This is a genomic window from Polaromonas sp. (assembly GCF_030689685.1).
Taxonomy (GTDB): domain Bacteria; phylum Pseudomonadota; class Gammaproteobacteria; order Burkholderiales; family Burkholderiaceae_C; genus Polaromonas.
Window position 1 is genome coordinate 1 of record NZ_JAUYEY010000018.1, and the last position, 2328, is coordinate 2328.

2 protein-coding genes and 1 pseudogene are annotated in these 2328 nt (G+C 63.1%); 2 read left to right on the forward strand and 1 reads right to left on the reverse strand.

The window, feature by feature from the left end; genetic code table 11:
- The first annotated feature begins 138 nt into the window (after positions 1-138).
- Complete coding sequence (locus Q8O29_RS04405; protein WP_305560846.1) at positions 139-1110, forward strand: tripartite tricarboxylate transporter substrate binding protein; 972 nt, start codon at positions 139-141, stop codon at positions 1108-1110.
- A 173-nt stretch (positions 1111-1283) separates the two neighbouring features.
- Positions 1284-1883, forward strand: coding sequence for a DsbC family protein (locus Q8O29_RS04410; protein ID WP_305560847.1), 600 nt, complete (start codon positions 1284-1286; stop codon positions 1881-1883).
- A gap of 50 nt (positions 1884-1933) precedes the next feature.
- Here Q8O29_RS04410 and Q8O29_RS04415 read toward each other — a convergent pair.
- Positions 1934-2170, reverse strand: a pseudogene (locus Q8O29_RS04415) (phosphoglycerate dehydrogenase); the annotation flags it as partial.
- Between the last annotated feature and the right edge of the window lie 158 nt (positions 2171-2328).

Sequence of the window (2328 nt, forward strand, 5' to 3'; positions counted from 1 at the left end):
TACGCATCGGGGCCAGCGGGCGAGTCTGGGAAACCAGGCGGACCACGCAATCAAGGCCGGATATAAGTAAGCAGCCGACTTCTTCGCAACACGACACAAATTCTTCTTGCTACCCGGGAGGCATCCATATAAGACACCATGACCCATCGCCGCAACTTCCTCACCACCGCCGCCGCTGCCGCTGCCGGCATCGCCCTGCCCTCGCTCGCCAGCGCCCAGGCCTTTCCCGCACGTCCCATTCGTTACATCTGCCCCTGGCCCGCCGGCGGCTCGACCGACGCCGTGATCCGCGCGCTGGCTGAAAGCGCCGGCAAGACGCTCGGTCAAACCATCATTGTCGACAACAAGCCGGGCGCCGGCGGCATGCTGGGCGCCATCGAAATGCTGTCCGCCAAGCCCGACGGCTACACCGTGACCCAGTTGCCGCACGGCGTGTTCCGCTTTCCGCACATGCAAAAAGTGGCTTACGACCCGCTGAAAGACTTCACCTGGATCGCCTGCCTGACCGGCTACACCTTTGGCCTGGTGGTGCCCGCCGACTCGCCGATCAAAAACATCAAGGACCTGGTGGCCTATGCCAAGGCCAACCCCGAAAAATTCACCTACGGCTCCACCGGGACTGGCACCAGCCCGCATCTGGCGGTGGAAGAGTTTGCGCAGCGCGCCGGCATCAAGCTCACGCATGTGCCGTTCAAAGGCAATGCCGACAACATGCAGGCCATCCTGGGCGGCCACGTGATGGGCGCCAGTGACGCCACCGGCTGGGGCCCGCATGTGGAGTCCGGCAAACTGCGCCTGCTCGCCACCTACGGCAGCAAACGCACCAAACGCTGGCCCAATGTGCCCACGCTCGATGAGTTGGGTTACAAGACCGTGTCGGACTCGCCGTTCGGCGTTTGCGGCCCGAAAGGCATGGACCCGGCCATCGTCGCGACACTGCACGAGGCCTTCCGCCGCACATTGAACGACCCCGCTGTACTGGCCACCTTCGACAAGTACGACCAGTCGGTGATCTACATGAACACCGCGCAGTACACACGTTTTGCCCACGAAACCTTTGCCGCCGAGAAAGCCACCATTGAACGCCTTGGCATGACCAACAAGGGCTAACGCCTGGGCCCGCTGCTTCATTTTCAGGCAAACCGATACAAGCCACGAAGGGCAAGCCTTTCGTGGCTTTTTTACGGGCTTATCCACAGGCTGGCGCACAGAATGCGTGGGTAAAAATGCAGGGCAGGCCTGACACGCGTATCCTTTGCGTTTTCTCCTCTTGCCTGGCTGCCATGACATTCCAACTGTTCAAAATAGTCCCGGCCGCGCTGGTCGCGGCCAGCCTGCTGCTGGCCGGCTGCAAAGACGCGCCCGACCCGGGTAAACCTGCCGCTGCAGCGGCCTCCACGCCGGTGTCGGTGGCGGCAGTGGCGGCCGAGGCCAAGGGTTTCAGCGTCGGCTCGGCGGTCAGCGCGCGTACTGTGTATGTGTTTTTTGATGCCCAGTGCCCGCATTGCACAGCGCTGTGGGAAGCTGCAAAACCCTTGAAGCCGCAGGCGCGCTTCGTCTGGATTCCGGTCGGCATCCTGAACGCGAGCAGCACGGCGCAGGGCGCGACGCTGCTGGCGGCCAAAGACCCGGTCGCCGCGATGGATGCGCATGAAGCATCCATGACGGCCAAAGGCGGCGGCATCAGCGCCGGCAGCGACATCGAGGCCCAGAAAGCCGACGTTGCCAAAAACACCGAGTTGCTGACGCGTTTCGGCTTTGCCTCAATTCCAACCATCATCGGCAACCACGCCGAAACCGGCGCCTTGGTCACCCAGGAAGGCGCCATGCCGACGGCTGCGCTGGCCGGCCTGCTGGGCCTGAAGGTGCCGGCGGCGCCATAACGACGCCTTCTTGCTCCCTCTCCTCCTGGGAGAGGCGGTCGCTCCGGCGCTTAGAACAACACGCGGCTGCGGATGGTTCCCGGCATTTCGGCAAGTTTGGCTAGCGCCATGTCGGAGTGCGCGGCGTCGATGTCGATCACCACATAAGCAATGGCCTCGTTGGTCTGCGAGGCGATGTTGATGCCGTTGCCGGCAAACACTTTGCTGATTTCGGCCAGTACACCCGGCACAGTGCGGTGAATGGGCAGCAGCCGATGTTTGCCAGGGTGTGCCCGCAGCGCCACCTTGGAGCCTGGGCGGCAGAAGGAACGTCGGCTGCAAAGCGGCCGCGACGGTCCATTTTTCACCGGCTTTTTGCCCCATAGCTACGGCTATGAGGCTGCAAACCCGGCAAAAACTGTCCTCGCCGGGGCCACTTTTCGCTTCGACGCCTTCTGCCGCCCAG

Bases quoted from the DNA above. Each gene is read 5' to 3' on its own strand.
- Q8O29_RS04405 (WP_305560846.1), top strand. From the start codon at position 139: ATGACCCATCGCCGCAACTTCCTCACCACCGCCGCCGCTGCCGCTGCC.
- Q8O29_RS04410 (WP_305560847.1), top strand. From the start codon at position 1,284: ATGACATTCCAACTGTTCAAAATAGTCCCGGCCGCGCTGGTCGCGGCC.